The following is a 312-nucleotide window of genomic DNA, read 5'->3' on the forward strand; positions in this document are numbered from 1 at the left end:
CTTCGTGGAAGAAGTGGAACAGGTCCGCCAGGCCCTCCACCTGGATAAGGACAATTTCTACCTCCTGGGCCACTCGTGGGGCGGCGTACTCGCGATCGAATACGCCCTGAAGTACCCGCAGCACCTGAAGGGCCTGATCATCTCCAACATGGTCGACAGCATTCCTGCGTACAACCAGTACGCGAACAAGGTGCTGATGCCGGCCATGGACCCGAAGAAGCTGGCCGAGGTCAAGCGCATGGAGGCGGAGAAGAAGACCGCCGACCCGGCGTACATGGCGATCCTCATGCCGATGCACTACGAACAGCATGT

The 312-nt window shown here is 59.6% G+C and carries 1 protein-coding gene; it reads left to right on the plus strand.

The window, feature by feature from the left end; genetic code table 11:
• On the plus strand, nt 1–312 hold a 312-nt coding region (locus CBX98_RS25905), incomplete at both ends, for an alpha/beta fold hydrolase (RefSeq protein WP_146192942.1).

The organism is Vibrio sp. T9 (assembly GCF_003123985.1).
Classification (GTDB): Bacteria; Pseudomonadota; Gammaproteobacteria; order Enterobacterales; family Vibrionaceae; genus Vibrio; species Vibrio diabolicus.